The sequence below is a fragment of the Capnocytophaga sp. oral taxon 902 genome, from assembly GCF_013394735.1.
Classification (GTDB): domain Bacteria; phylum Bacteroidota; class Bacteroidia; order Flavobacteriales; family Flavobacteriaceae; genus Capnocytophaga; species Capnocytophaga ochracea.
In genome coordinates, this window is record NZ_CP058261.1 from 1,424,016 (window position 1) to 1,444,852 (window position 20,837).

Annotated in this window: 20 protein-coding genes; 10 read left to right on the forward strand and 10 right to left on the reverse strand. The window is 41.7% G+C overall.

What is annotated here, in order from left to right; translation table 11 throughout:
- The first annotated feature begins 176 nt into the window (after window positions 1–176).
- Both HW278_RS06105 and HW278_RS06110 read left to right on the forward strand, forming a co-directional pair.
- Entirely contained in the window at window positions 177–821 is a 645-nt protein-coding gene (locus HW278_RS06105; RefSeq protein WP_016478324.1) for a porin family protein, read from the forward strand.
- 22 nt (window positions 822–843) lie between these two features.
- On the forward strand, window positions 844–1,203 hold the full coding sequence (locus HW278_RS06110; RefSeq protein WP_009420643.1) for a DUF6567 family protein: 360 nt from the start codon (window positions 844–846) through the stop codon (window positions 1,201–1,203).
- A 79-nt stretch (window positions 1,204–1,282) separates the two neighbouring features.
- Here the strand turns inward: HW278_RS06110 and HW278_RS06115 are convergent, their stop codons facing one another.
- Window positions 1,283–2,494, reverse strand: a complete 1,212-nt coding sequence (locus tag HW278_RS06115) for a beta-ketoacyl-[acyl-carrier-protein] synthase family protein (RefSeq protein ID WP_178977261.1) — start codon at window positions 2,492–2,494, stop codon at window positions 1,283–1,285.
- 603 nt (window positions 2,495–3,097) lie between these two features.
- Between HW278_RS06115 and HW278_RS06120 the strand changes: the two genes are divergently transcribed.
- On the forward strand, window positions 3,098–3,265 hold the full coding sequence (locus tag HW278_RS06120) for a phosphinothricin acetyltransferase (RefSeq protein WP_178977262.1): 168 nt from the start codon (window positions 3,098–3,100) through the stop codon (window positions 3,263–3,265).
- 334 nt (window positions 3,266–3,599) lie between these two features.
- Here HW278_RS06120 and HW278_RS06125 read toward each other — a convergent pair whose 3' ends face one another.
- The 9 genes from HW278_RS06125 to atpD form a co-directional block, all read right to left on the reverse strand.
- On the reverse strand, window positions 3,600–4,892 hold the full coding sequence (locus tag HW278_RS06125) for an MFS transporter (RefSeq protein ID WP_009411503.1): 1,293 nt from the start codon (window positions 4,890–4,892) through the stop codon (window positions 3,600–3,602).
- Between the two features lie 423 nt (window positions 4,893–5,315).
- Window positions 5,316–6,041 carry a YggS family pyridoxal phosphate-dependent enzyme gene (locus tag HW278_RS06130; protein ID WP_178977263.1) on the reverse strand — a complete coding sequence of 242 codons (726 nt, stop codon included), beginning with the start codon at window positions 6,039–6,041 and terminating at the stop codon, window positions 5,316–5,318.
- Between the two features lie 24 nt (window positions 6,042–6,065).
- Complete coding sequence (locus HW278_RS06135) at window positions 6,066–6,647, reverse strand: threonine/serine exporter family protein (RefSeq protein ID WP_178977264.1); 582 nt, start codon at window positions 6,645–6,647, stop codon at window positions 6,066–6,068.
- Window positions 6,634–7,404, reverse strand: coding sequence for a threonine/serine exporter ThrE family protein (locus tag HW278_RS06140; RefSeq protein ID WP_002674442.1), 771 nt, complete (start codon window positions 7,402–7,404; stop codon window positions 6,634–6,636). Before HW278_RS06140 ends, HW278_RS06135 begins: the two co-directional genes overlap by 14 nt.
- A 224-nt stretch (window positions 7,405–7,628) precedes the next feature.
- The gene (gene dnaG, locus HW278_RS06145) at window positions 7,629–9,599 is read right to left on the reverse strand and encodes a DNA primase (RefSeq protein WP_178977265.1); all 1,971 of its coding nucleotides are present in this window, start codon (window positions 9,597–9,599) and stop codon (window positions 7,629–7,631) included.
- Between the two features lie 26 nt (window positions 9,600–9,625).
- The gene (locus HW278_RS06150) at window positions 9,626–10,636 is read right to left on the reverse strand and encodes a virulence RhuM family protein (RefSeq protein ID WP_178977266.1); all 1,011 of its coding nucleotides are present in this window, start codon (window positions 10,634–10,636) and stop codon (window positions 9,626–9,628) included.
- Window position 10,637: 1 nt separating this feature from the next.
- Window positions 10,638–11,450 carry a DUF2262 domain-containing protein gene (locus HW278_RS06155; protein ID WP_178977267.1) on the reverse strand — a complete coding sequence of 271 codons (813 nt, stop codon included), beginning with the start codon at window positions 11,448–11,450 and terminating at the stop codon, window positions 10,638–10,640.
- Between the two features lie 199 nt (window positions 11,451–11,649).
- Complete coding sequence (gene atpC / locus HW278_RS06160) at window positions 11,650–11,886, reverse strand: ATP synthase F1 subunit epsilon (protein WP_002675806.1); 237 nt, start codon at window positions 11,884–11,886, stop codon at window positions 11,650–11,652.
- 55 nt (window positions 11,887–11,941) lie between these two features.
- Window positions 11,942–13,456 carry a F0F1 ATP synthase subunit beta gene (atpD, locus tag HW278_RS06165; protein WP_178977268.1) on the reverse strand — a complete coding sequence of 505 codons (1,515 nt, stop codon included), beginning with the start codon at window positions 13,454–13,456 and terminating at the stop codon, window positions 11,942–11,944.
- 315 nt (window positions 13,457–13,771) lie between these two features.
- Between atpD and HW278_RS06170 the strand changes: the two genes are divergently transcribed.
- The 7 genes from HW278_RS06170 (at window position 13,772) to purD (ending at window position 20,829) form a co-directional block, all read left to right on the forward strand.
- Window positions 13,772–14,509, forward strand: a complete 738-nt coding sequence (locus tag HW278_RS06170; RefSeq protein ID WP_178977269.1) for a Fic family protein — start codon at window positions 13,772–13,774, stop codon at window positions 14,507–14,509.
- A gap of 108 nt (window positions 14,510–14,617) precedes the next feature.
- Window positions 14,618–15,790, forward strand: a complete 1,173-nt coding sequence (locus HW278_RS06175) for a dicarboxylate/amino acid:cation symporter (protein WP_178977270.1) — start codon at window positions 14,618–14,620, stop codon at window positions 15,788–15,790.
- A gap of 235 nt (window positions 15,791–16,025) precedes the next feature.
- Window positions 16,026–17,003: a bile acid:sodium symporter family protein gene (locus tag HW278_RS06180; protein WP_178977271.1), complete on the forward strand. Its 978-nt coding sequence runs from the start codon at window positions 16,026–16,028 to the stop codon at window positions 17,001–17,003.
- A 137-nt stretch (window positions 17,004–17,140) separates the two neighbouring features.
- Window positions 17,141–17,908: a hypothetical protein gene (locus tag HW278_RS06185; RefSeq protein WP_178977272.1), complete on the forward strand. Its 768-nt coding sequence runs from the start codon at window positions 17,141–17,143 to the stop codon at window positions 17,906–17,908.
- A gap of 25 nt (window positions 17,909–17,933) precedes the next feature.
- Window positions 17,934–18,611 carry a RadC family protein gene (radC, locus tag HW278_RS06190; RefSeq protein WP_178977273.1) on the forward strand — a complete coding sequence of 226 codons (678 nt, stop codon included), beginning with the start codon at window positions 17,934–17,936 and terminating at the stop codon, window positions 18,609–18,611.
- Window positions 18,612–18,686: 75 nt separating this feature from the next.
- On the forward strand, window positions 18,687–19,457 hold the full coding sequence (nadE, locus tag HW278_RS06195; protein ID WP_178977274.1) for an NAD(+) synthase: 771 nt from the start codon (window positions 18,687–18,689) through the stop codon (window positions 19,455–19,457).
- 100 nt (window positions 19,458–19,557) lie between these two features.
- Entirely contained in the window at window positions 19,558–20,829 is a 1,272-nt protein-coding gene (gene purD, locus HW278_RS06200) for a phosphoribosylamine--glycine ligase (RefSeq protein WP_178977275.1), read from the forward strand.
- The last annotated feature ends 8 nt before the right edge of the window (window positions 20,830–20,837 follow it).

Genomic DNA, 20,837 nt, shown 5'->3' on the forward strand with positions numbered 1-20,837 from the left:
ATGACGAGAACGCTCACGCTTAGGCGTGGGCTTTTCTTTTATTTATATAGTATTTCAGCCATACCAGAGGCTTCTTAAAAGTATAAATGAAAGCTAAAAGTCCTCGCTTTTTCTTTTCTAATAATATCTTCACTTTTAGGGCTTGGTGAACTAACCTATTAATTTCAAATTATCTTATGAATAAAAAACTTCTATTATTCACATTGGTAGCTCTTACTTCTATTACTTTACTGAAAGCCCAAGCAGTAAAATGGGGTATTAGAGGAGGTGTAAATGTCTCTACTTACTCCTTGGAGAATAAACATTTTGAATACACCACGTATTATCCTGCTGAAAGGCACTCAGTAGATGTAAAATCAGCAGTTGGAACTGGTTTTCACTTAGGAGGATTTGAGGAATATCAGTTTTATGAAAACTTCTTCTTAGATGCGGGTTTAATGTTTTCTACTCAAACAAGTAAGATTAAAGAGAGTGGGAAACACAACGACTCTTTTAAAATTAGAATGTCTGAAATAAGCCTACCTTTATGGTTAAAGTATGACATCAACAACTTTCGTCCTAAATTAGGCATAAGTTTAGATTATAGCTATTATCACATTAGAGATGTACCTTTCTATTTAAGTAGGTCAGCTGAAAGTATTTTTGGTGCTTCATTGGGAATAGGTTGTGAATATCATTTTCTTATGGGTCTTTTTGTTGATGCAAACTTTAAATATGGTTTAACAAGTTTGGAAAGTACAAAATCTTATTATGAAGGAGGAGCTCGTTTTTTGGGCTTAAACAAACGCATTATTCAATTAGGTATAGGTTACAAGTTTTAATAATCAATAATCAAATCATTATATGAAGAAAGTAATTTTATTTGGTACTTTAGCACTATTATTAGTGAGTTGTGGTGTAAGTAATGGACTGACATACAACCAAAATAGTCACACTACACAAGTAGTATTATCTAAAAACAATTTTAAAGTAGTGGAACACGTGAAAGGAGAAGCTACTAATGATTATTTTTTGTTTTTTGGAGGAGGTAGAAAAGCTCTTATAGAGAAAGCCCGTGCCGAAATGCTCAAAAATGCTAATTTGGTAGGAACTTCAAGAGCTGTTATTAATGAAACGGTAGAAGCGCATTCTTTCCTATTTTTTATAGGGACAAAATACACTGTTACTGTTTCGGCTGATGTAATAGAATTTACAGAAGAATAATAGTGATTTTCGTAATATCAGAAGCCCCCTTTGTACAAAGGGGGCTTCTAATATTTTTTAATTGTTTGTGAGGCTTATTCTAAATGCTCTTCACAACTAAAGCAGAATTAGTACCTCCGAAGCCAAAAGAGTTGCTCAAAAAGGCTTTAATAGGGCGTTCTACAGTTTCGGGAATAATATTTAGCTTGGCAGAAGCCTCATCGGGGGTTTCAAAATTGATATTAGGAGCTATAAAACTGTTTTGCATCATCAGCACTGAGTATATCACTTCGCTGGCTCCTGCCATCCAGCACTCGTGTCCGGTCATTGATTTGGTAGAACTCACAGGAATATTACTACCAAAAATCTCATAAATAGCCTTTGCTTCGTTGGCATCGCCTATGGGGGTAGAAGTGGCGTGCGCATTGATATAGTCGATTTCACTGGCTTGTATTCCTGCATTTTTGAGGGCGCGCGCCATAGCACGGGCAGGACCTTCTACATTGGGTGTAGAGATATGTCCGCCATTAGACGAAAAGCCGTAGCCTACCACCTCAGCAATTGGGGTTGCCCCACGCTTCATCGCCGACTCGTAACTCTCCAACACCAAAGTAGCTGCCCCTCCACTGGGTACTAAGCCGTCTCTACTGGCATCGAAGGGACGAGAAGCCAAAGTGGGTTCGTCCTCACGCATTGAGAAGACCCCAAGACCATCAAAACTGCCCATACTGTACTTATTGATTTCCTGAGCTCCGCCACATATTACGCAGTCTTGCATACCACTTTGGATAAGCAAGTAGCCTAAGCCTACCGAATGCGACCCACTGGCACAAGCTGCGCTGATACTCATATTTACCCCTCGCAATTGGAAGAGAGTAGAGAGGTTCATCGTTACGGTAGAGTTCATCGTGCGGAACACCGCTCCAGAGCCTACGAGGGTAGTATCTTTCTTCTCTCTTATCTTATCGTTTGTAAGAATTACCGACTCGGCTACACTGTCGTTGCCGTAGAGGATTCCCACTTCGTTTTGTTGTAAGAAATCGCTATCGATACCGGCATTTTTAAGCGCTTCGAGGGTTGCCATATAGGCGAACTCGCTTTCTTGCCCCATAGAAATACGCTCGCGACGCCCTAAGAGTCCTTTTAGGTCGGGGTTTTCTACAAATCCTGTGAGGGCAGAGCGATAGCCGTATTCTTTGCGTTCGGGCAAGAAAACAATACCCGATTTTCCTTGGTATAACGAATCGCGCACTTCGCCCAGTGAAGTGCCTATACAGGAATAAATACCCATTCCGGTGATAACTACTCTCATAATAATTGACAGTTGACAATTGATAATTAACAAAGTGGGGCAAAGGTAAGAAATAATACTGATAATGCCAAATAATGCCAGAAATGGCAAGTAATGCTGATAATTAACTTTGCCAAAGGTGCGAGCCAAAGCCAGCGAGAGCTCACAGTTGGGTATGTGGGGGCTGTTAAATTAGCAAATTAGCAAGTGGAGAAATTAGCAAATGTAGAGGGTTGAGGGGTTCGGAAGATATCGGAGGAGTTCGGAAGAGGGGAGGGAGGATTTTTGATGAAAAAAGGGTGTAAGATGGGTGGGGTTAGCTTATAGAGAGCTTATAGGAAGCTTATACGAATCTTGGACGATTGGTATAGAAAGGGTATATAAATGATTGACTCATAATATAATACAGTGATGTAAAAAATGGTAAAAAGAGGGTTTCGAGGCGAAAGAAAAGAGAAGAGGTGATAGGCCTTAGGCCACAGGCAATAGGGGGAGTATGACGGAAAAGAGAAGGGATAATTAGGAAATTAGCAAATTAAAAAATTAGTAAATGGGGAAGTATGAGGTCTTAGGCAATAGGCAGTAGGGGAGAAACCTCCCCCCTAGCCCTCTCAATGAGGGGGAATGTGGCGAGTCATTTATTCGGTAAGCCCCCGAACCCCCGAAGGGGGACAAGCTGAAAAAGGTGATAAACCTCCCCCTTTACACATACTCCGCTCTCGCGGGGCACATACCCAGCTGTCGCTGGCTACCTTCGAAGGGGAATGTAGTGATGGAAAAGGAAAGAAATAACGAGGGGCGAATGACGAATGACGAAGGTAATGGGAGGTCGTAATACGAGACGCAGTATAACTTTGCCAAAGGTGCGAGCCACATAGGCAATTTAAAACTTTGGCAAAGTATTGTAACAAGGAAAGACAAAACGTATTTAACGCTACAATATTAGAAATGCCAATAATACTCAATCAATGGCAAATTGCGAATGACGGGCTTTGAGTGAAGATAGAACGAAGGGAAAATTTGCTGTATGAGAGAAGCTTAAAGAATTTTTAGGAGAGAAAATAGGAAAGACTGCTCCCACTTTTAGTGGAAACAGTCTTTCTTCTAACTTAGGGAAATTTGATTATTAATCTACGTTGATATCGGTATTTACATTTTTACTACCTACGAGGGCATAATACAAGAGGAATAGCAATGCTAATACAATTACCCAGTAACTTTGGATATAACCAAAAGCATCGGCAGCCCAACCTTGGATAGCTGGCAAAATACCACCCCCGCATACCATCGCCATAAAGATACCTGAGGCAGCGGCTGTATATTTACCCAAACCTTCGGTAGCGAGGTTAAAAATACCTCCCCACATTACTGAGGTACACAAGCCACAAAGAATGAGGAACATTATGCTTATTGGCACTTCGGCTAACCCAAAAGAAATATCAGATTTGAACACAGGCATATTTACCATTTGTGTTTCGGGTATTAATATAGCTAAGATAACAAAAAGAATTCCTAAGGAAGATACAAAAGTAAGCATTCCTTTGCTTGAAAACTTCGCTCCTAATGAACCCCCGGTAAGACGACCGATGAACATCAGGAACCAATAGGTACCTACTACTGAACCTGCAATAGTGGTATCTATTGCTAAGCCGTTCATTTCTGGACTACTGGTCATAAAAAGGTTTGCGATGTTGGGAATTCCTACTTCAATCCCTACGTAAAGGAAGATAGCTATCGCTCCTAATATAAAGTGACGGAAAGATAGTGGACTGTGTTTATCGGTTACATCTTTTTGTTTTACCGCTGCGTGAGGTTCGGGTATTTGCATTAGGGCAAGTACAATAAATGCCAAAGCGAAGATACCCATTGCTAAGAAGAGGGCAGGATTGGCATCGGCAATAGAAGTACCGGCGCTGATAGTACCGATGAGGTACCCTACTAATACGGGCACGATAGTTGCCCCAATAGAGTTGATAGCGCCTCCGAATTGCAAGAGTTGGTTACCGCGTTTGCCACCACCACCGAGGGTGTTGAGCATTGGGTTTACTACCACGTTCAGCATACACATAGAGAAGCCTGAGATAAATGCCCCAGTGAGGTATACTCCAAAGCTACCCATATTACCTGAAAGGAAAGTAATACAAACGCCAACGAAGCCTACGGCAATAGCTGTTAAAGCAGTTTTCTTATAACCGATGCGTTGTAGCATTAGCCCTGCGGGAATCCCCATAAAGGCATAAGCGATAAAATTGGCTAAGTTCCCCAATTGTGATTCGAGGTTGCTTGCCATAAATTGGTTTTTTACAATTACCCCGAAAGGGTTTTGTAAGCCCGTTACGAATGATATCATAAAGAATAAGGCGAACATCATCGCAATGGGTAATGCGTAACTTTTGTTTTGTTGATTTTGGTGTTCCATTATTTTTAGTTATTTATTATTTTAGAAAATAGGGAATAGGAGATAGAAATTAGTTGTTAGAAATTACTTATTTCTCCTATTAACTACTGTATTTAGTAAATAGTGGGGCAAAAGTAAATAAAGAAAATATAAAACACAACAAAAACGAAAACTTTTTTAAGGTTTATTTATGAAATATATTAGATGTTAGGTGTTAGAAGTTAAAAATCAGAAAATTAAGAAATTAATAAATAGAGACGCGAGTTAAAAGCTCACGCCAGTGGAAGAAGAAAAAAGGAAGAAAAGTTAGAAAATGGAGGGAGGGTCGTAGCACGAAGGACAGTTGAAACTTTGCCAAAGTTTTGATACGGACGAGTCGGACTATTCGAATGTGTTCGATACCGATAGCTAACGGCTTAAAGAATAATCATTAACGGCTAACGACTATTTTTCATTCCAATAGTAGCTATCGGGGTAGATGCGCTTACCGAAGATAGCGGTACCAACGCGCACGATAGTGGCACCTTCTTCAATAGCGGTTTCGAGGTCGCCACTCATTCCCATTGAGAGCTCTCGGGGGTCTACATTAGGGAGGTTGAGAGCAATAATCTCTTGTTGGAGATGTTTAAGGAGTTTAAAGCAGGCGCGCACCTTTTCGTTTTCGGCACTAAACAGACCGATAGTCATCAGTCCTTTGATATGTAGGGTAGGCAGTGTAGCCACTTGCTTTACAAGATTGAGCACCTCAGAGGGGTCGGCACCAAACTTGCTTTCTTCGTTAGAGGTGTTTACTTGGATAAAGATATCGAGTTCTTTACCTTCACTCTCCAAACGGTTGTGGAGTTTTTGGGCTAAATCGAGGCGGTCTACCGATTCTACACAACTCACCTCGTAACGCAAAATATCTTTTATCTTATTCGTTTGTAAATGACCGATAAAATGATTGGTATGTGGGGTATCTTTCAGTGCTTCATACTTCTCTTTGAGCTCTTGCACTTTGTTTTCGGCGATGAGCGTATATCCTGCATTTAATGCTACTTTGATGCGCTCAGGAGTTACCGTTTTAGTAGCCAAGAGGAGCTTTACTTCCTCCGGCTTGCGACCTACCCGCTCACAAGTGTTGGTAATACGTTGTTGTACTAAGGCGATGTTTTGTAATATATTTTCCATTTTTAATTGTCAATTATTAATTAACTATATCGGTTCATTCTCCACTTCTTCCTTTGGTAAATTGCCTTCAGCTTTCTTGCGCAAGAGGCGACGTTTGATGAGGTTGTTTAGGTCTTTACCTTTTACCGAATAGGTGTTAAATAACAGCATAGGAGCAATCACCCCAAAGGCTAAGCACATAGTAATAAAGCCTGTTTGTAAACCGAGTTTGAAGGTTTGGTAGAGTAAATCTAATGTTTCGTCTTGTGGGGTTTCAACGGTTACTATTTGTATGATTTTCATCATAAACTCATAGCCGTATTTACCAGGAATCATATTAATTACGGCGGGAATGGTAAACACAATAGGAGGTGTGTGTACACGGTGGGCGAAATACACTGCTAAGAGCCCTACCACACAAGCCCCCAGAAAAGAAGTAATCACGATTTGTTCGGGCATTAAGGTTGCTAATAGAATAAACTTAATACCCCACCCTATACCGCCTAATACACCTGTTATCCATAAAGCACGACGTGGAGTGTTAAACAATAAAGCAAAACCGATAGAAATCCACATCGACCAAAAGATGCGTTCTGCTAAACCTAAAAATATATCAAGGAAGTTCATAACCGAATAATAGTAAAGCTAAATAAAAACCTAATGAAATCATAAACACTAAAATAGCAGCGTGAGTGAGTTTAGCAATTCCTGCTACAATACAGCCTGAGAGCATATCGATAAAGCCATTGATAAGAGGTACTCCAGGCACTAACCACAATACACAAGCAGCCAAAGCATTGTGATAGTCTTGTACGCCAAGCAAGCGGAAGATGCTCATCACAGCAACCGATACGAATGCAGCCCAACCCCAACAGATATACACATTGAACTTGCGCAACTGCAAAATACGTCTGCCTGCTAACCCTAATAAAGTAGCGAGAAACGACATAGCGAACTCGGCATAACTTGCGTTTTCTTTGCCAAATACGTAGGCTAATGAGCCTCCTGCTATCGATACAAAAAACCACATTACATACATATTGTAATGCGGACGTGCCTTGATGGTAGCTACCTGCTCTTCGATTTCCTCAATAGGGAGTTTCTTTTCGATAGCCTCCCACGATAGAATACTAATATCGGAAATCGCACTGAAGTTCACTCCGTGATGCGGGATAGAACGCACGATAGTTTCTTTTTCGCCTGTGCTTTTGTCCTGTATTGTTAGCACGATAGCCGAATGCGAATAGAAGTTCTCGCAATGGTAGTTCAGCGCATTAGAAATGCGTTCTACATTGCGTTCTACCCTACGGGTATTGGCACCGCTGGAAATTAGCAGTTCGTTGATATCGGCAAAAAGGCGTGCCGCTCGTTCAATGGGCTTCATATATATTTTAGACGTTAGTTCTTAAGAGGTTAGTTATAGGGCTTGTCAGACTGTTCGGACGAATAGCTTTTAGTATTCCTTGCTGTTTTCTTCTAAAAGAATGTCTTTCTTGCAAGCAAAAGTAAATTGCAAGTAACATAAAGCAAATAATTTCTAAATATTATAGTTTTCGTTACAAAGTGCAAAAGTACAAAAATAATCAAGAATGGCAAAAAGGTGAAGATTTAATAATTTACTATCACATTTAAGCGCTTGCCTAATATTGTTTTTAGTTGGTTATATCCTATGACCTCTTCCATAATGCTTTTGCGTTCTTCATCTGTTATTTCAGTACGTGTTTTCTCTGCTAAATTGTTGATGAGGTGCATTATTAATAGCAAACGAATATTTAGAATGATATCCGAGATAATTCTGTTGAGGTCTCTGTCTTTCTCCTTTGCGACAATATCTCGTTTTAACCAATTGTCTAAATGTCTAAACTCGTCTTCCATTTCCAAATCGGATACCTTAGCACTGAGTTCCACAGGAAGTTCGTTTGCAAACCTACTCACATCATAGGAAGCATCTTCTTGGAACATTGTCATTAGTTGGTCATATATCTGCTTGAAATCGGGGTTAGCGAACTCTATTTCGTCTTCTTGAAGTTCAAGGAATACTTTTTCATAAACTTTGAGGGTTTGCTGTACTTGTTTTTCTTTGAGGGCGCCGTTTTCTTCTTCTACCAGAATAGTATCGGTGAAAACACAGTCTTCATTCCCTTTGGAAAGAAGAATCTTTATTAAATCGTGTTCTAACACCTCCAAACGGTTTATTGTGCGTTTTTGAGTCTCTTCTGGCGTTTGTACCACTTGCATAGTAGATTGTTTGCGCTCTACTTTTTGTCCTTCATAAAAGTCCTTTTTGAGAATTTGCGCCAAAGTAGAGAAGAGCACTTGTTCCGAGATATCCATAATGGTAGCGCACTCGCGCACATATACTTCCCGCTTGATAAGGTCAGGGATTTTAGAGATACTCTCTACCATATCGCGTATGGTTTCGGCTTTTTTAATAGGGTCGTTCTGCGCCTCTTGCATTAGGAGGGAGGCTTTGAAGCGAATAAAATCGGTGGCGTTGTTTTCGAGGTATAGCACGAGGTCTTCGTAGGCAGTTTTGCGAGCAAAGCTATCGGGGTCGTCTCCCTCGGGGAAGGTACAGACCTTCACATTCATACCCTGTTCCAAGATGAGGTCTACCCCGCGAATGGAAGCGCGTAAGCCAGCGGCATCACCGTCGTACAGCACCGTGATGTTGGGTGTGAGACGGTGAATGAGGCGGATTTGGTCTTGCGTAAGCGCTGTTCCGCTTGATGCTACCACATTTTCGATACCCTTTTGGTGCATTTGAATCACATCGGTATAGCCTTCAACCAAATAGCAGTTATCGGCTTTGGCGATGGCTTGTTTGGCAAAGAAGATGCCGTACAGCACTTTGCTTTTATGGTAAATCTCGCTTTCGGGAGAGTTGAGGTATTTAGCTTGTTTCTTGTCGTTGGTGAGGATGCGCCCCCCAAAGCCCAGTACGCGTCCGCTCATAGAGTGAATGGGAAACATTACGCGCCCTTTGAAGCGGTCGAACTTACGATCGGCATTGACGATGGTGAGCCCCGTTTTTTCTAAGAACTCCAACTGATAGCCTTTGGCAAGGGCGTTATCGGTGAAGGCAGTCCACTCGTCGGGGGAGAAGCCTAAGCGGAATTTTTGGATTGTTTCCTCGGTAAAACCGCGCTCTTTGAAATAGGTCATACCGATAGCCTTACCGGCTTCGGTATTGAAAAGGGTGTTCTGAAAATATTGTTGGGCGTATTCTGAGACGATATAGAGACTCTCGCGCTCATCGGCTTGTGCTTTTTCTTCGGAAGATTGCTGGGTTTCTTCAATGTCGATATGGTATTTTTTAGCCAAATAGCGAATGGCTTCGGGGTAGGTGAAATGCTCGTGCTCCATTAAGAAGGCAATAGCATTCCCGCCTTTGCCACTACTGAAGTCTTTCCATATTTGCTTTACGGGCGAGACCATAAAGCTGGGTGTCCGTTCGTTGGAGAACGGACTCAGCCCTTTGTAATTAGAGCCTGCACGCTTCAGTTGGACGAAGTCGCCAATAACTTCCTCCACCCGCATTTGGTCGTATACTTTATCTATGGTATTTTTTGAAATCACTGTTTTTTAGATTAAGGAAGAAAGGATTAATTTGTTAATTGTTTCAGGTCGTCCTCTAATTCTTTAAGGCTGTTTTTACGTTCTATTTGGCGTTGCTTAGTTTGGTATTTTTCATACTCTTGGGCAGATTTCTCTATAGCCATTTGGTGTGAAATCTTACCAGCGTGTTGTAAGAGCTCTCTGCCATTGAGTTGCAGGATAATATCCAAGCGGGCTATCCAGTCTTTCATATACATAGGCGTTTGCTGTTGTGCCATAGTTTCGGCGAAAGCTAAATATTGTTCTACAAGCAAGCCCAAAAGCTTTATTTCTTCTTCGTTGAGATAATTCTTGGCGATGCTTACTTCACTTTTTTTAATAGTGGCAGTAGCTGTTTTGTCGTAGGATTGCATACCCAGAAGGGGTAAAGAGGCATCAGCACGATTATAGACTATCTCGGCTGCTGTTTGCTGACTAATCGCCCATAAGAGTTTGTTTTGCACTACTTTAAAGAACATTATGGTTTGCTCATCTTGAGGATTGTAGTCTATACTGGTTTTGTATATATCTTTAATCTTCTGGTAGAAGAACCGTTCAGAGATTCGTATTTCGCGGAGGCGTTCTTGGAGCTGGTCGAAGTAGTTCATCGCAGTACCTTGCTTAAAACGCTCATCATTTAATACAAAGCCTTTGATTAAATACTCTTTGAGTTGCTGAGTTGCCCAAATACGAAATCGTGTTCCTTGTTGTGATTTTACTCGATAACCTACTGAGATGATCACATCGAGATTGTAATATTCTACCTGATAGTTTTTACCATCGGTCGCAGTTGTTGCAAATTTTGCAACAACTGAGTTTCTGTATAGTTCCCCTTCTTCAAAAATGTTTTTAATATGTCGTGATATAGTAGATTTGTCACGGCTAAAAAGAGTAGCCATTTGGTCTAATGAAAGCCATATCGTTTCATCTTGGAAGCGTACGTCTATCTTGATATTCCCTTCTTGATTTTGGTATATAAGAAACTGTGAGTCCATAGGGTTTATTTGTTTGTCAATCATTTTACCCCTCGATAGTAGCCTCTTCGAGCTCGCCGTTGAGGTTCCCGTATACGGCAATGGCGTGCTCCCAGAACATATCGTCGTCATCAAAATAGATACAGAAACGCTTGTCCTCAAAAAGAATGATACTTGTGATACTCATACGCTGAACAAAACGCTCGGGAGTAATCTCAGGGGCAGTAGCATCTGCTTCTTTTTGCCATTTGTTAGCTAAGGGAGTAAGCTTTTCAGAGGCAAAGGTTTTGAGGGTTGCTACCCATCTGTCGAATTTGCCCTTAGTAGCATTTTTGAAAGATTTTAAGATATCTTGTAGCTCACTTAGTTCGGTAGTTTCTACAGTGAACTGCACTTCTTCATCGGTGTAGAGGATTTCACCCTCAAACCAATCGTATTCTCGGTTGAGTTCTAAACTAAAATCTTCATCTTCATAAGTAACTTCGGTGTTGTATTCCTCAATAATAGGGTCGAAACGAGGTTCGGTTACGTTCTCTTCCAAGACTGCTACCAACAAAAAGCAACGTTGCTCAGGGTGTGAGAATTCAGGTTTCTTAGGGCGCACTTTGATGCGGAAAGCTTCTAACGGAGCGAAGTAATACTGCCAGTTACTTTCATCAGCTGCCAACCATTCCAAACGGATATTCCCTTCGTAAAGTTCACCTGTTTCTACATCAATATATGCCAAAGGGTTGTTAGAAGGTACCCAAGCTCCATTATAATAAGTTGCTCCATTGGTAGGACTTTCAATGAGCACGATAAGCTCCTTTTCTTCGGGAAGGAACTCATCAGAGAATTTCTGTACAGTTTGTGGGCTCATAAAGATACTTAGTTAAGAGACAAGAAAGTTGTGTTATATTTATTATTTTTAATTAAGTGTATTTGATTATAGATTTGACAATGCAAAGATATAACATTCTTTTCAGAAAAGCAAAAAACAAATAACCGACTGCTTTATTTACAAGAGTCGGTTATTTACATTTAATTTTTAATTACAATGAAACAAAAAAAACTTTCTTTTAGTCTGCTAAAATCACTACTTTGTTTTGGTTGCACTCCAAGGTACCTCCTGTAATAGTGAAATGTTGCAGTTCTTTTTTGCCCTCAAAGAGCTTTACCTCGCCTTCCGTAAGCAATGAGATGATAGGGGCGTGGTGATTTAATATTACAAATGGTCCTTTAGCCCCAGGCACCTTCACCGAGGTTACTTCACCTTTAAACAAAAGGGCTTCAGGAGTAAAGATTTCTACTAACATAAGAGCGAGCCATACGGGCTTTTTTGTTGTTATTTAACATTAGCTAATTTTTTTATTAACTAGCTTGTGCTTCGGCAAGCATTTTTTCACCTGCTTCGATTACTTCTTCGATGGTGCCTTTAAGGTTGAAGGCAGCTTCTGGAAGGTGGTCGAGTTCGCCGTCGAGAATCATATTAAAGCCTTTGATAGTATCTTTGATATCTACATAAGCTCCTGGTAATCCGGTAAACTGCTCGGCTACGTGGAAAGGCTGTGACAAGAAACGCTGTACGCGACGCGCACGAGCAACGGCTACTTTATCGTCTTCTGAAAGTTCTTCCATACCGAGGATAGCGATAATGTCTTGCAATTGTTTGTAACGTTGTAAGAGCTCTTTTACGCGTTGTGCACATTCGTAGTGCTCTTTACCCAAAATTTCGGGGGTAAGGATACGCGAAGTAGAGTCGAGAGGGTCTACCGCAGGGTAGATACCGAGCTCGGCGATTTTACGCGATAATACGGTGGTCGCATCGAGGTGGGCAAAGGTAGTTGCCGGAGCGGGGTCAGTAAGGTCGTCGGCAGGTACATATACCGCTTGTACTGAGGTGATAGAACCGTGCTTGGTAGAGGTGATGCGCTCTTGCATCGCACCCATTTCGGTAGCCAACGTAGGTTGGTAACCCACCGCTGATGGCATACGACCTAAAAGGGCGGATACCTCAGAACCTGCTTGGGTGAAACGGAAGATATTATCGACGAAGAAAAGCACGTCTTTACCGTGACCTTCGCCAGCGCCATCGCGGAAGTACTCGGCAATGGTGAGCCCTGAGAGGGCTACACGCGCACGTGCTCCAGGAGGTTCGTTCATTTGCCCAAATACGAAGGTAGCTTTTGATTCTTTAAGTGCCTTGCGGTCTACTTTACTCAAATCCCAACCGCCTTTTTCCATCGATTCCATAAAACCTTCGCCATATTTGATAATGCCCGATTCGAGCATCTCGCGTAGCAGGTCGTTTCCTTCACGAGTACGTTCTCCTACCCCAGCGAATACTGATAGACCGCCGTGTCCTTTGGCGATGTTATTAATCAATTCTTGAATGAGCACCGTTTTACCTACACCCGCACCGCCAAAGAGACCGATTTTACCTCCTTTGGCATAAGGTTCGATAAGGTCGATTACTTTGATACCGGTGAAGAGTACTTCGGTAGTGGTGGAGAGTTCTTCGAACTTGGGAGCTTCGCGGTGGATAGGCAAGCCATTGTCGCCGTCTTTGGGCAGGTTGCCGAGTCCGTCGACCCCGTCACCAATTACGTTGAAGAGGCGACCGTAGATGTCGTGCCCTACGGGCATTTTGATAGGACTTCCTGTGGCAATCACTTCGGTGTAGCGGCTAAGTCCTTCGGTGGAGTCCATAGAGATGGCGCGCACTACGTCTTCGCCTATATGCGATTGTACTTCTAATATAAGTTTGGTACCGTCGGGTCTTGTGATTTCTAAGGAATCATAAATGCGTGGGAGTTCATTATCAGAAGCGAACTCTACATCGACCACAGGTCCAATTACTTGTGCTACTTTTCCTTTTTGTAACATTATTTTTTATTTTTAGTTGTTTAGACCATAGGCGTTAAGCCATAGGTTGTAGGTGTTATGGTTTTAGAAGCTGAGGTCTGAAAACTGAGACCTATGGGCAGAAACCTAAATATTGTGCAAATGTAGGGACTTTTTTAAAAAGGGACAAATCTTTGTAATTCTTTTTTAGAAAAATATTTTATTGTAGGTTTTTATAATGTTGATTATCAACAGATATAGGGTTTGGATTTTCTTTTTCTTATTGAATTTCAGAACTTGTTTTAGCAAAGGAAGGTGAAAATATTGTATATTTGCCACTTAAAACCTAAAAGTTAAATGAAACACATCTTTACAACAAAACAGCAAGCGTTGGCAACTCGTATTTTGGAGCATAATCATTTTTCACCCCTAAGTGAGTTGTATTCTTCGGAAATACAAGACTTGGCGGTGATATGGTCGTTTTACTCTGGGAAGATAGAAGGCAATACTTATACTTTTGTGGAGACGGAAACGCTCTTGAAAGATGGTATTACTTCACCCAGGCGCTATGAAGAGGCTAAAATGCTCAAAAACCTTTACAACACTTTTATTTCGGAAGTAGAGTATATCAAAAAAGGGAATACCGAAGAGATTAACAAACGATTGCTTTTTGAGCTACACTCTCGCTTGATTGCTGATTTGATAGATAACCGCGAGAGGGGTATTATCCGCAAACGCGCTGTGCGGATTACTGGAACGGATTATACACCTCCTACTGGGGAGCACCTTATTGAAAAAGCCTTAGACCAGATAATGGAGGAACAGGCTGAAATAGAAAATCCTTTAGAGAAAGCGGTGTTTTTGCATTGCAATATTGCGCGCTTGCAACCTTTTATTGACGGCAATAAGCGCACTTCGCGCTTGGTTGAGAGTATTGTGCTGATGAATAACGATATCGTACCGATTCACACGACTCGCTTAGAGGATATCAATACCTACCGTAAGGCTTTGCTTTCTTTTTATGAAACGAGTGATTACAGTGAATATGCCGATTATTTTCTACAAAAGAAATGGGAGTTTCTGCAGAAGTCGTAGGTCGTAGCACAAGTCGTAGCACGAGTTGTAGCACAACAAGCAGAGTGAGTCGTACGAGGCAGATAGTTGTAGAAGATTTATTTTAAGCATAATTTTAATATATAGAAAATGAAAAATATTTTTAATAATCTTTTGTTTAAGGTGGTTTGTGGTATCCTGTTTGGGATAGCGTTGGGCTATTATGCACCTGAATGGTTGTACCGCATTCTTATTACTTTTCAGGTGTTGTTTAGCAACTTTTTAAAGTTTGCAATACCGCTGATTTTGATGGGGCTCATTATGCCTTCGATTAGTGATTTGGGTAAAAATGCAGGTAAGTTACTGCTTATTACCATAGGAATTGCGTATGCTTTTACGCTTTTCTCGGGTTTTTCTACTTACTTGGTAGGCGAATCTCTTTTTCCTTCGCTATTGCAGGGTGAACAATTGGGTGCCATTGTAGATAAAGGAAAGAGTTTGCCTCCTTATTTTACCATTGAGATGCCTCCTTTGGCTGATGTGATGAGTGCTTTGCTGTTTTCTTTTATCATCGGGATTGGGTTGTCGTTTAGAGAAGAATCGAAACTTACAGAGGTGATTAAAGAGTTTGGCGATATTGTGAAATGGCTTATCGTTAGGGCTATTATACCGATATTGCCTATTTATATTATGTGTATTTTTGCTGAAATTACCTTTAACGGACAGGTAATGGCAATAATGAAGGTGTTCTTTAAACTGATTTTGGTTCTTTTTGTGATGCACATTGCTTTGCTCATTATCCAATACCTGATTGCGGGAAGTATTGCAGGTAAGAATCCGTTTAAGGCACTGGCTACGATGCTACCGGCTTATGCGACGGCTTTGGGTACACAATCGTCGGCTGCTACCATTCCTGTAACGTTGAGACAGGCACTGAAATTAGGCATTTCGCAACGGATAGCGGGATTTGTGATTCCGCTTTGTGCTACGATTCACCTTTCGGGCAGTACGATGAAGATTACGGCTTGTGCGCTTGCCCTGATGATGCTTCAAGGAATGCCTTATGACTTTTCGCTGTTTGCTGGTTTTATAATGATGCTGGGGGTGGTGATGATTGCTGCCCCTGGGGTACCGGGAGGGGCTATTATGGCTGCTTTGGGAGTGCTGAACAGTATTCTTGGTTTTAATGAGGCGCAACAGGGACTGATGATTGCACTTTATATAGCGATGGATAGCTTTGGCACGGCTTGTAATGTAACGGGTGACGGTGCTGTAGCTTTGATAGTTGATAAATGCGGGGAAAATGAGAAAATTAGCAAATGAGAAAATGAGAGAATGAGAGAATGAGAGAATGAGAAAATTAACAGATTGGTAGGCGGAGACGAAAAGAAACGAAAAGGTTCAGAACACTTGGAAGGGTATAGGAAGAGTGGTCTTAGCTTATAGAAAGCTTATAGGAAGCTTATACGAATCTTGGACGATGGGTATAGAAAAGGTATATAAATATTTAAATATCAGTTTTTTACGGGAACTAAAACAATAGTTAAAACGAAAGCAAATGACAAACTTACATAAATTTTTTGTTAAAAACGCGTTTTTGTGGTTCTTGGTACTAATGGTACTTATGGGCTACCTTATTCCTTATCGAGAAAGCTATAACGCATACTTTAATTTAGGAACCTTTATCGATTGGGGGATTGTGATTATCTTCCTGCTCTACGGACTCAAACTGAACTTGCGAGAAGTGCTGAACGACGTTAAGAACTGGAAGCTACACTTGCTGGTACAAATAGCTACCTTTGTGCTGTTTCCGCTCTTGGTAATGCCTTTTTACAAGATGGCACAGGGGACTGAGTTCTATGTGTTGTGGCTTTCGATATACTTTTTGGCTTGCTTGCCGTCTACCGTATCGTCATCGGTAGTGATGGTGTCTATCGCAAAAGGGAACGTGCCCTCAGCGATTTTTAACGCTTCTATCTCGGGGCTCATAGGTATTTTTGCTACCCCTATGCTAATGCACCCTTTTATGGAAAGCAGTAGTGGTGGGGCGGTAGACCAAGTAGCAATTATACAGCAATTATTATTAAAAGTACTGTTGCCGATAGTATTAGGGCTCTTGCTCAATCCGCTGTGCAAGAAGTTTATAGAGCGTTACGGCAAACTGATAGGCAAGTTTGATAGGCTCATTATCCTGCTGATTGTCTACGAGAGCTTTTCGACGGCTTTTGTAAACCGTATATTTGGCAGTGTCCCACCGATTACTTTTGCGATTATCGCAGTAGCAGTGGTGGGTATGTTTTTCATTGTATACTATCTCTTGCAATGGGCGTCGTACCGTTTGCACTTTAACCGCGAAGATACAATTACTACTACTTTTTGTGGCTCGAAGAAATCGTTAGTACACGGGAGTTTATTTATGATGGTATTGGGTATTCCCGACGATAACAAAGTGATGTTCCTCTTGCCGATAATGCTTTATCACAGCTTTCAGCTGTTTTATGTGAGCTGGCTGGCGAATAGGATAGGTAATAGGTAACAAGTAACAGGTTTCAGGTCTCAGGTAAAGCGAGGGAGTTGGTGCAGCTGGGTATGTGAGTAACAACAAGAAATATCAAGAAATGAACTATACCCGAAGTTTATCCAATACTCTCTAATAACTAAAAACTAACCCTTATGAGAAGGACAGTAATTATCTCAATGATTTTAATAGCCTTTGTAGGCTGTAAAACACACATTAAACCTTCTACAGATTTAGAAGAAAACCAATTGCACGGCAAAGTAAAACAAATGCTCGAACTAACCTATTACTACGGCAATGTTGATAGAGTTTATTTTGAAGAGAAAACCAAAGCCTCTGATTCAGTATTGTATACTTTTGATGAAAAAGGCTATTATACTGAAGCGGTTCACTTAACCCCTCCTGATGATAACGAGGCTGAACAGACGCCCAGAAATATATATGTTACTCGCTCTGCTGACGAAGTGAAAACAACCGCTTACAACAGCGAAGGAGATATCCTATACCAAAGCATAAGTAAGCTAAACCCAGAAGGCTTAGAGCTTACCCGAACAGATGTTTATAAAAAAGATGACGAAAAGATTGTAATGAACTACACTTATGACCATACCAATCTAAAGACTGAAATAAATATTGAACACAAGGACGGAAATAAACAGAAAAATGTACTAACCTATAACAAAAAAGGACAAGTCATTAAAGGAGAGTTTTACATAGGCAGCGAAAATGAGCTTTTTTTAACCTCTACATATACCTACAACAGCAAGGGCTATTTAGAAAAACGTGAACAGAAGTATGCTACTTATTCGGTTACTACCACTTACGAGTATGAATACGATGCCCAAGGCAGTGCCACTGTCGTCAAGGAATACGAAGACGGTAAACTCACAACCACAAAAAAGAGAATCATAGAGTATTATTAACACCCCCAACCCAAACCACTAAATTATGACGATTAAAAACTGGGCGGATACCGATAAACCGCGTGAGAAGATGATTTCGCAGGGTAAAACAGCCCTTAGTAATGCCGAGCTTTTGGCGATACTATTAGGCTCGGGGTCGGCGGATGAGAGTGCTGTGGAGCTGAGTAGGCGCATTTTGGCTTCGGTGAATAATAGCTTGACGGCTTTGGGCAAACAGAGTTTGCAACAACTACAAGCCTTCAAAGGTATTGGGCAGGCAAAAGCGATTACCATTCTCGCCGCTACCGAAATGGGCAGACGACGCGCTGCCGAAACCCCCGAACCACAGCCCAAAATAGAGGTAGCTCATAACGTTTTTACCCTAATGCAACCTCTCATAGGCGAGTTGCCCCACGAGGAATTTTGGGTACTCTACCTCAATAGCACCAATCGTGTGATACACAAAGCACGACTTTTTTCAGGAGGGATTACCCATACTACCGTAGACGTGCGACTGCTCTTCAAAACAGCGTTGGAGCAAGGTGCTATTGCGTTGATATTAGTACACAACCACCCTTCGGGTAGCACCACTCCCAGCAAGGAAGATATCGAACTCACCCAGAGAGTAAAAACAGCAGGTGATATGTTAGACATCAAACTCTTAGACCACGTAATCGTTACCGAGAAAGAGTATTTGAGTCTTTTGGACGAAAGGCTTTTCTAATGGTGAATGATAAATTTGCTGATTTGGTAATTATGTAGTATTTTTGTCGCCATAAGAGTTAAACACTTCAATATAATGGAAAAAATAGCTTCTCAAATAATTAATTGGATAAAGACCTACGCCGAGAACGCTTGTGTAAAAGGGTTAGTGATAGGCGTATCGGGAGGAGTAGACTCGGCAGTCGTCTCTACCCTTTGTGCGCGTACAGGCTTACCTACTCTCTGCCTCGAAATGCCTATTCACCAAGCTGAAAGCCACGTGAGCCGCGCTGAGGAGCATATAGAGTTCCTCAAAGCACATTATCCTAATGTGAACAATCTGCGGGTAGACCTCACTCCTGTATTCGACCAATTTGTGGCACAAATACCCCCTACTGATAAATCTACTTACGAAATGGCACTTGCCAACACTCGTGCACGCCTAAGAATGACGACTCTTTACTATTTTGCAGGACTCGAAGGCTATATAGTAGTAGGCACGGGCAATAAGATTGAAGATTTTGGAGTAGGGTTCTTTACCAAATACGGCGACGGTGGGGTAGACATCAGCCCCATAGCCGACCTGATGAAGAGTGAAGTATACAAACTCGGTGAGTATCTGCATATCCCAAAAAGCATTCTCAAAGCAAAACCTTCTGATGGTCTCTTTGGCGACGACCGCAGTGATGAAGATCAGCTCAAAGCTACTTATGATGAGCTGGAATGGGCAATGCTCCAAACTGAGCAAGGCAAAAAAGCTGAGGAATTTAGGGGTAGAGAGCGTGAAGTATTCGAGATATATACCCGCCTCAACCGTGCTAACCAACACAAAATGCAACCCATACCGTATTGTAAAATTAGCAAATGAGAAAATTAGCAAATGAGTAGCGGTGCTATTTAATTGACAAATCGACACATTGACACATTGATAGATTAAATGCCTGTGCGGCTCGCACCAAATTAACAAAATGAATATACTTATCTTAGGCTCTGGCGGTCGTGAACACGCTTTTGCCGTAAAATTACACCAAAGTCCACTATGCGACACCTTGTATATCGCCTCTGGTAATGGGGGTACTCACACCGTAGCTACCAATGTAGCTATTAGCCCAACTGACTTTCCAGCGCTGAAAGCCTTTGTACTCGAAAGACAGATTGCAATGGTAGTGGTAGGTCCCGAAGACCCCTTAGTGCAAGGAGTGTACGATTTCTTTACTGCCGACCCTGCCCTTGCCCACGTGCAAGTGATAGGTCCCTCACAGCAAGGTGCTACCCTCGAAGGAAGTAAAGAGTTCGCCAAAGAGTTTATGGTACGTCACCACATTCCCACAGCTAAATATGCGAGCTTTACCAAGGATACAGTGGAAGAAGGTTGTGCTTTCCTCAACACGATGAAAGCCCCTTATGTATTGAAAGCCGATGGTTTGGCTGCTGGTAAAGGAGTTGTTATCTTAGATAACTTAACAGAAGCCCAAGCCGAATTGCGCCGTATGCTCATCAACGAGAAATTTGGAAAAGCAAGTACTAAGGTGGTGATTGAAGAATTCCTAAAAGGTATTGAGCTCAGTTGCTTTGTCCTCACCGATGGGGTAGACTATAAGATATTGCCTACCGCCAAAGACTATAAGCGCATAGGCGAAGGTGATACAGGACTCAACACGGGCGGTATGGGGGCTGTTTCGCCCGTACCTTTCGCCGATGCAGCTTTTATGCAGAAGATAGAAGAGCGCATCGTAAAGCCTACTATTGCAGGATTGCATAAGGAGGGCATTGTATATAAAGGCTTTGTGTTTATCGGACTCATAAAAGTAGACGGTGAGCCTTACGTGATAGAATACAATGTGCGTATGGGAGATCCCGAAACCGAAGCTGTTCTCCCCCGTATAGAAAGCGACCTCATTCCGCTTTTCCAGTCGTTGTACAACGGTACTTTGGCTTCACAAGAGCTGAAAGTAACCCCACAGAGCGCTACTACGGTGGTAATGGTATCGGGTGGATATCCTGAGGATTACCAGAAAGGAAAAGAGATTACAGGCACTGAAAAAGCTATTGGTAGCACTGTATATCACGCAGGCACTGCTTTGAAGGATGGCAAACTTCTCACCGCTGGGGGTCGTGTACTCGCCATTACTTCGCTTGGTGATGATTTCAAAGAAGCCTTACAACGCTCCTACGATAATATCAGTAAGATACAGTTTGAAGGTGCTTACTGGCGGAAAGACATTGGGAAAGACCTTTAAATAGGTTA

What these genes read in the sequence shown, in the direction of transcription:
- HW278_RS06105 (WP_016478324.1), top strand. Translation starts at nt 177, where the DNA reads ATGAATAAAAAACTTCTATTATTCACATTGGTAGCTCTTACTTCTATT.
- HW278_RS06110 (WP_009420643.1), top strand. Translation starts at nt 844, where the DNA reads ATGAAGAAAGTAATTTTATTTGGTACTTTAGCACTATTATTAGTGAGT.
- HW278_RS06115 (WP_178977261.1), bottom strand. Translation starts at nt 2,494, where the DNA reads ATGAGAGTAGTTATCACCGGAATGGGTATTTATTCCTGTATAGGCACT.
- HW278_RS06120 (WP_178977262.1), top strand. Translation starts at nt 3,098, where the DNA reads ATGTGGCGAGTCATTTATTCGGTAAGCCCCCGAACCCCCGAAGGGGGA.
- HW278_RS06125 (WP_009411503.1), bottom strand. Translation starts at nt 4,892, where the DNA reads ATGGAACACCAAAATCAACAAAACAAAAGTTACGCATTACCCATTGCG.
- HW278_RS06130 (WP_178977263.1), bottom strand. Translation starts at nt 6,041, where the DNA reads ATGGAAAATATATTACAAAACATCGCCTTAGTACAACAACGTATTACC.
- HW278_RS06135 (WP_178977264.1), bottom strand. Translation starts at nt 6,647, where the DNA reads ATGAACTTCCTTGATATATTTTTAGGTTTAGCAGAACGCATCTTTTGG.
- HW278_RS06140 (WP_002674442.1), bottom strand. Translation starts at nt 7,404, where the DNA reads ATGAAGCCCATTGAACGAGCGGCACGCCTTTTTGCCGATATCAACGAA.
- HW278_RS06150 (WP_178977266.1), bottom strand. Translation starts at nt 10,636, where the DNA reads ATGATTGACAAACAAATAAACCCTATGGACTCACAGTTTCTTATATAC.
- HW278_RS06155 (WP_178977267.1), bottom strand. Translation starts at nt 11,450, where the DNA reads ATGAGCCCACAAACTGTACAGAAATTCTCTGATGAGTTCCTTCCCGAA.
- atpC (WP_002675806.1), bottom strand. Translation starts at nt 11,886, where the DNA reads ATGTTAGTAGAAATCTTTACTCCTGAAGCCCTTTTGTTTAAAGGTGAA.
- atpD (WP_178977268.1), bottom strand. Translation starts at nt 13,456, where the DNA reads ATGTTACAAAAAGGAAAAGTAGCACAAGTAATTGGACCTGTGGTCGAT.
- HW278_RS06170 (WP_178977269.1), top strand. Translation starts at nt 13,772, where the DNA reads ATGAAACACATCTTTACAACAAAACAGCAAGCGTTGGCAACTCGTATT.
- HW278_RS06175 (WP_178977270.1), top strand. Translation starts at nt 14,618, where the DNA reads ATGAAAAATATTTTTAATAATCTTTTGTTTAAGGTGGTTTGTGGTATC.
- HW278_RS06180 (WP_178977271.1), top strand. Translation starts at nt 16,026, where the DNA reads ATGACAAACTTACATAAATTTTTTGTTAAAAACGCGTTTTTGTGGTTC.
- HW278_RS06185 (WP_178977272.1), top strand. Translation starts at nt 17,141, where the DNA reads ATGAGAAGGACAGTAATTATCTCAATGATTTTAATAGCCTTTGTAGGC.
- radC (WP_178977273.1), top strand. Translation starts at nt 17,934, where the DNA reads ATGACGATTAAAAACTGGGCGGATACCGATAAACCGCGTGAGAAGATG.
- nadE (WP_178977274.1), top strand. Translation starts at nt 18,687, where the DNA reads ATGGAAAAAATAGCTTCTCAAATAATTAATTGGATAAAGACCTACGCC.
- purD (WP_178977275.1), top strand. Translation starts at nt 19,558, where the DNA reads ATGAATATACTTATCTTAGGCTCTGGCGGTCGTGAACACGCTTTTGCC.